Raw genomic sequence first — 5,756 nt, forward strand, 5'->3', positions numbered from 1 at the left:
CGGCGACGTTATCGAGGTCGATGATGTTGATGTTGTGGATGCCGTGTCGTGCGATTGCTTCGGCGGCCCAAGATCCGACGCCGCCGATTCCGACGATGGTGACGGATGCGTTGTGGAGTTTTGCGTATGCGCCGTTGCCGTAGAGGCGGTCGATACCGGAGAAGGCGCGAGGGGTGTTTTGATCGGCCATGGGACGGATTGTGGTCCGGATTTGGTCGTTTGCGGGGTTGTTGGGGAGGATGTTCGGCCGCGGGTTCTGGAAGCACAAACGCCCGATCACTGGGGTGTGATCGGGCGTTGTGTTGTGGGGTAGCCTGGCGCTGACCTACTTTCGCGAGCGAGGTGCTCACTATCATTGGCGCGGCTGCGTTTCACGGTCCTGTTCGGGATGGGAAGGGGTGGTTCCACAGCGCTATGGGCACCAGGCTGAAGCTTTTCATGCGTGCGCGAGGTGCATCGGGCACACATGTGGAAGAAGTAAAGGATATGGGGTGATTGTGTGCGCGAGGCACTTGGGATCACCGGTGCTGTTTCAACGATTTGTTGAGCACACGGTTATAGGGTCAAGCCGCACGGGCAATTAGTACTGGTTAGCTTAATGCATTACTGCACTTCCACACCCAGCCTATCAACGTGGTGGTCTTCCACGACCCTTCAGGGGGATCGAGTCCCCGGGAAGTCTCATCTTGAGGCGAGTTTCGCGCTTAGATGCTTTCAGCGCTTATCTCTTCCATACTTAGCTACCCGGCGATGCCACTGGCGTGACAACCGGTACACCAGAGGTATGTCCACTCCGGTCCTCTCGTACTAGGAGCAGGCCCCCTCAAACTTCCAGCGCCCACGGCAGATAGGGACCAAACTGTCTCACGACGTTTTAAACCCAGCTCACGTACCACTTTAAATGGCGAACAGCCATACCCTTGGGACCGGCTACAGCCCCAGGATGTGATGAGCCGACATCGAGGTGCCAAACTCCGCCGTCGATGTGAACTCTTGGGCGGAATCAGCCTGTTATCCCCAGAGTACCTTTTGTCCGTTGAGCGATGGCCCTTCCATACAGAACCACCGGATCACTATGTCCTGCTTTCGCACCTGCTCGACGTGTCAGTCTCGCAGTCAAGCTCGCTTTTGCCATTGCACTTTAGGTACGATGTCCGACCGTACCAAGCGAACCTTCGAACTCCTCCGTTACCTTTTAGGAGGAGACCGCCCCAGTCAAACTGCCTGCCATGCACGGTCCCCGACCCGGATTCACGGGCCTAGGTTAGAACCTCAACGACACCAGGGTGGTATTTCAAGGATGGCTCCTCGTGATCTGGCGACCACGTCTCACAGCCTCCCACCTATCCTACACAAGTCCCGTCAAAGTCCAATGCAAAGCTACAGTAAAGGTTCATGGGGTCTTTCCGTCTAGCCGCGGGGAGATTGCATCTTCACAAACATTTCAACTTCGCTGAGTCCCAGGAGGAGACAGTGTGGCCATCGTTACGCCATTCGTGCAGGTCGGAACTTACCCGACAAGGAATTTCGCTACCTTAGGACCGTTATAGTTACGGCCGCCGTTTACCGGGGCTTCGATCAAGAGCTTGCACCCCATCACTTAACCTTCCGGCACCGGGCAGGCGTCACACCCTATACGTCCACTTTCGTGTTTGCAGAGTGCTGTGTTTTTATTAAACAGTCGCAGCCACCGATTCTCTGCGACCCCGTTCAGCTCCATCCGCGAGGGACTTCACCTACTAAGGGCATACCTTCTCCCGAAGTTACGGTATCAATTTGCCGAGTTCCTTCTCCTGGGTTCTCTCAAGCGCCTGAGAATTTTCATCCTGCCCACCTGTGTCGGTTTGCGGTACGGTCAATCCATGACTGAAGCTTAGAGGCTTTTCCTGGAAGCGTGGTATCTAGCACTTCAGAGCACGTGGCTCCTCGTCATCACATCTCGGCTAAGCCGCGCGGATTTGCCTACGCAGCACGCCTACCTGCTTAAACCGGGACGTCCAACACCCGGCTGCTATAACCTTCTCCGTCCCCCCATCGCATCATGGATTGGTACAGGAATATTGACCTGTTTCCCATCGACTACGCCTTTCGGCCTCGCCTTAGGAGCCGACTCACCCTACGCCGATGAACGTTGCGTAGGAAACCTTGGGCTTTCGGCGAGCGGGCCTTTCACCCGCTTTATCGCTACTCATGTCAGCATTCGCACTTCTGATATCTCCAGCATCCGTTACCAGACACCTTCGCAGACTTACAGAACGCTCCCCTACCATATGTCTTACGACATATCCGCAGCTTCGGCTCGTGGCTTGAGCCCCGTTACATCTTCCGCGCAGGACGACTCGACCAGTGAGCTATTACGCTTTCTTTAAAGGATGGCTGCTTCTAAGCCAACCTCCTGGCTGTCTATGCCTTCCCACCTCGTTTTCCACTTAGCCACGCATTGGGGGCCTTAGCTGGCGGTCTGGGTTGTTTCCCTCTTGACGATGGACGTTAGCACCCACCGTCTGTCTCCCATGCTCGCACTTCTCGGTATTCGGAGTTTGCTATGGCGGGGTAGATCGCAATGACCCCCCCAACCATTACAGTGCTCTACCCCCGAGAGTGATACATGAGGCACTACCTAAATAGTTTTCGGGGAGAACCAGCTATTTCCAGATTTGTTTAGCCTTTCACCCCTATCCACAGCTCATCCCCTAATTTTTCAACATTAGTGGGTTCGGACCTCCAGTACCTGTTACGGCACCTTCATCCTGGCCATGGATAGATCATCTGGTTTCGGGTCTACGCCCAGCAACTGAATCGCCCTATTCAGACTCGCTTTCGCTACGCCTCCCCTATTCGGTTAAGCTCGCTACTGAACGTAAGTCGCTGACCCATTATACAAAAGGTACGCAGTCACCCCTTTCGAGGCTCCCACTGTTTGTATGCATGCGGTTTCAGGATCTATTTCACTCCCCTCCCGGGGTTCTTTTCGCCTTTCCCTCACGGTACTGGTTCACTATCGGTCGATCACGAGTATTTAGCCTTGGAGGATGGTCCCCCCATCTTCAAACAGGATTTCACGTGTCCCGCCCTACTTGTCGCACGCTCAGACCCGCCATCTACTTTTCGCATACGGGACTATCACCCTGTATCGTCGGACTTTCCAGACCGTTTTGCTAAGTAAATGGTTTAGTCGTGCAGGCTACTCCCAGTTCGCTCGCCACTACTTTGGGAATCTCGGTTGATTTCTGTTCCTCGAGCTACTTAGATGTTTCAGTTCGCTCGGTTCGCTTCCTCTGGCCTATGTATTCAGCCAGGGATGACCCTTACGGGCCGGGTTTCCCCATTCGGACATCTGCGGATCAAAGCTTCATTGCCAGCTCCCCGCAGCTTTTCGCAGGCTTGCACGTCCTTCATCGCCTGTGATCGCCAAGGCATCCACCACATGCACTTATTCACTTGACCCTATAACGCTGTGCTCGACTTGCGTCTCACACCGCACTACAGGATAGTTCTCAAGCGCTCGCGCTATCTATCCCACCGCTGGTTCAAAGAGGTGGGACGATGCAATCACTACCCATGAGATGCCGACGCGGTTGAAACGCCGACATCCCTTTACTTCTTCCAAATTTTTAAAGATCAAACTTCGCACCCTTGCGGGTGAGGTCTGGGCAGCATTTCTGCACCCCACGCCTCACACTCAAAGCCACGGCAACAAGAACAACCGACGTCCCATCAAAGGAAGTGGTGGAGGATGACGGGATCGAACCGACGACCCCCTGCTTGCAAAGCAGGTGCTCTCCCAGCTGAGCTAATCCCCCAAAGACTGCACTTACTCATGCAGGCAATCTGGTGGGTCTGGTTGGGTTCGAACCAACGACCCCCGCCTTATCAAGACGGTGCTCTAACCAGCTGAGCTACAGACCCGGTCCTTCCAGGGTCGGGTGCTCAACGCGGACTCATCATCGCTGACTCGTCCGAGCTCCTTGCCCTTGTTGCTTCTTTAACAGCCGATAGGTTGTGGACACGACCTGATTGTGACTCTAGAAAGGAGGTGATCCAGCCGCACCTTCCGATACGGCTACCTTGTTACGACTTCACCCCAGTCATGAATCTCACCGTGGCGACCGCCCCCCTTACGGTTAGGCTAGCCTCTTCTGGTGAAACCCACTCCCATGGTGTGACGGGCGGTGTGTACAAGACCCGGGAACGTATTCACCGCGGCATGCTGATCCGCGATTACTAGCGATTCCGACTTCACGCAGTCGAGTTGCAGACTGCGATCCGGACTACGATCGGCTTTCTGGGATTGGCTCCACCTCGCGGCTTGGCAACCCTCTGTACCGACCATTGTATGACGTGTGAAGCCCTACCCATAAGGGCCATGAGGACTTGACGTCATCCCCACCTTCCTCCGGTTTGTCACCGGCAGTCTCATTAGAGTGCTCTTGCGTAGCAACTAATGACAAGGGTTGCGCTCGTTGCGGGACTTAACCCAACATCTCACGACACGAGCTGACGACAGCCATGCAGCACCTGTGTTACGGCTCTCTTTCGAGCACCCCCACCTCTCAGCAGGGTTCCGTACATGTCAAGGGTAGGTAAGGTTTTTCGCGTTGCATCGAATTAATCCACATCATCCACCGCTTGTGCGGGTCCCCGTCAATTCCTTTGAGTTTTAATCTTGCGACCGTACTCCCCAGGCGGTCGACTTCACGCGTTAGCTGCGGTACTCAATGAGTCTCCTCACCGAACACCTAGTCGACATCGTTTAGGGCGTGGACTACCAGGGTATCTAATCCTGTTTGCTCCCCACGCTTTCGTGCATGAGCGTCAGTATTGGCCCAGGGGGCTGCCTTCGCCATCGGTGTTCCTCCACATCTCTACGCATTTCACTGCTACACGTGGAATTCCACCCCCCTCTGCCATACTCTAGCCGTGCAGTCACAAGCGCAGTTCCCAGGTTAAGCCCGGGGATTTCACACCTGTCTTACACAACCGCCTGCGCACGCTTTACGCCCAGTAATTCCGATTAACGCTCGCACCCTACGTATTACCGCGGCTGCTGGCACGTAGTTAGCCGGTGCTTCTTCTTCAGGTACCGTCATTAGCGAGCTATGTTAGAGCTCGCCGTTTCGTTCCTGCCGAAAGAGCTTTACAACCCGAAGGCCTTCTTCACTCACGCGGAATGGCTGGATCAGGGTTGCCCCCATTGTCCAAAATTCCCCACTGCTGCCTCCCGTAGGAGTCTGGGCCGTGTCTCAGTCCCAGTGTGGCTGATCATCCTCTCAGACCAGCTACAGATCGTTGCCTTGGTAGGCCTTTACCCCACCAACTAGCTAATCTGACATCGGCCACTCCAATCGCGCGAGGTCTTGCGATCCCCCGCTTTCTCCCTCAGGACGTATGCGGTATTAGCACTTCTTTCGAAGTGTTATCCCCCACGACTGGGCATGTTCCGATGTATTACTCACCCGTTCGCCGCTCGCCGCCAGTCCGAAGACCGCGCTGCCGCTCGACTTGCATGTGTAAAGCATTCCGCCAGCGTTCAATCTGAGCCAGGATCAAACTCTTCAGTTTAATTCCCAAAACTCGTCAGAATTCACAGGTATAAGCTTTCGCTTAAAACCTTTGATTCGTATGAGCACTTCAATTTAGTTGTCATGCGATCAACCACCACCCCAGGAATCCCTGAAACGACAGCTGCTCGCCGTTACAACCACGCCGTGCCCACACCTATCGGCTGTTTGTTTTGTTAAAGAACGTTCGCTGCT

1 protein-coding gene, 2 tRNA genes and 3 rRNA genes are annotated in these 5,756 nt (G+C 54.8%); all 6 read right to left on the minus strand.

What is annotated here, in order from left to right:
* Positions 1-190: ThiF family adenylyltransferase (locus WDZ97_RS19840; RefSeq protein WP_425763903.1), on the minus strand; the 190-nt coding region annotated here is incomplete at its 3' end.
* A gap of 122 nt (positions 191-312) precedes the next feature.
* A 5S ribosomal RNA gene (gene rrf / locus WDZ97_RS19845) occupies positions 313-426 on the minus strand.
* Positions 427-559: 133 nt separating this feature from the next.
* Positions 560-3,447: ribosomal RNA gene (locus WDZ97_RS19850) — 23S ribosomal RNA — on the minus strand.
* A gap of 280 nt (positions 3,448-3,727) precedes the next feature.
* Positions 3,728-3,803: transfer RNA gene (locus tag WDZ97_RS19855), tRNA-Ala, on the minus strand.
* A 29-nt stretch (positions 3,804-3,832) separates the two neighbouring features.
* Positions 3,833-3,909, minus strand: a tRNA-Ile gene (locus WDZ97_RS19860).
* A gap of 120 nt (positions 3,910-4,029) precedes the next feature.
* Positions 4,030-5,562: ribosomal RNA gene (locus tag WDZ97_RS19865) — 16S ribosomal RNA — on the minus strand.
* The 16S, 23S and 5S rRNA genes sit together here with 2 tRNA genes alongside, the layout of an rRNA operon.
* Positions 5,563-5,756: the final 194 nt, after the last annotated feature.

The organism is Methyloversatilis sp. MC4-4 (genome assembly GCF_049843555.1).
Lineage (GTDB): Bacteria > Pseudomonadota > Gammaproteobacteria > Burkholderiales > Rhodocyclaceae > Methyloversatilis > Methyloversatilis discipulorum_B.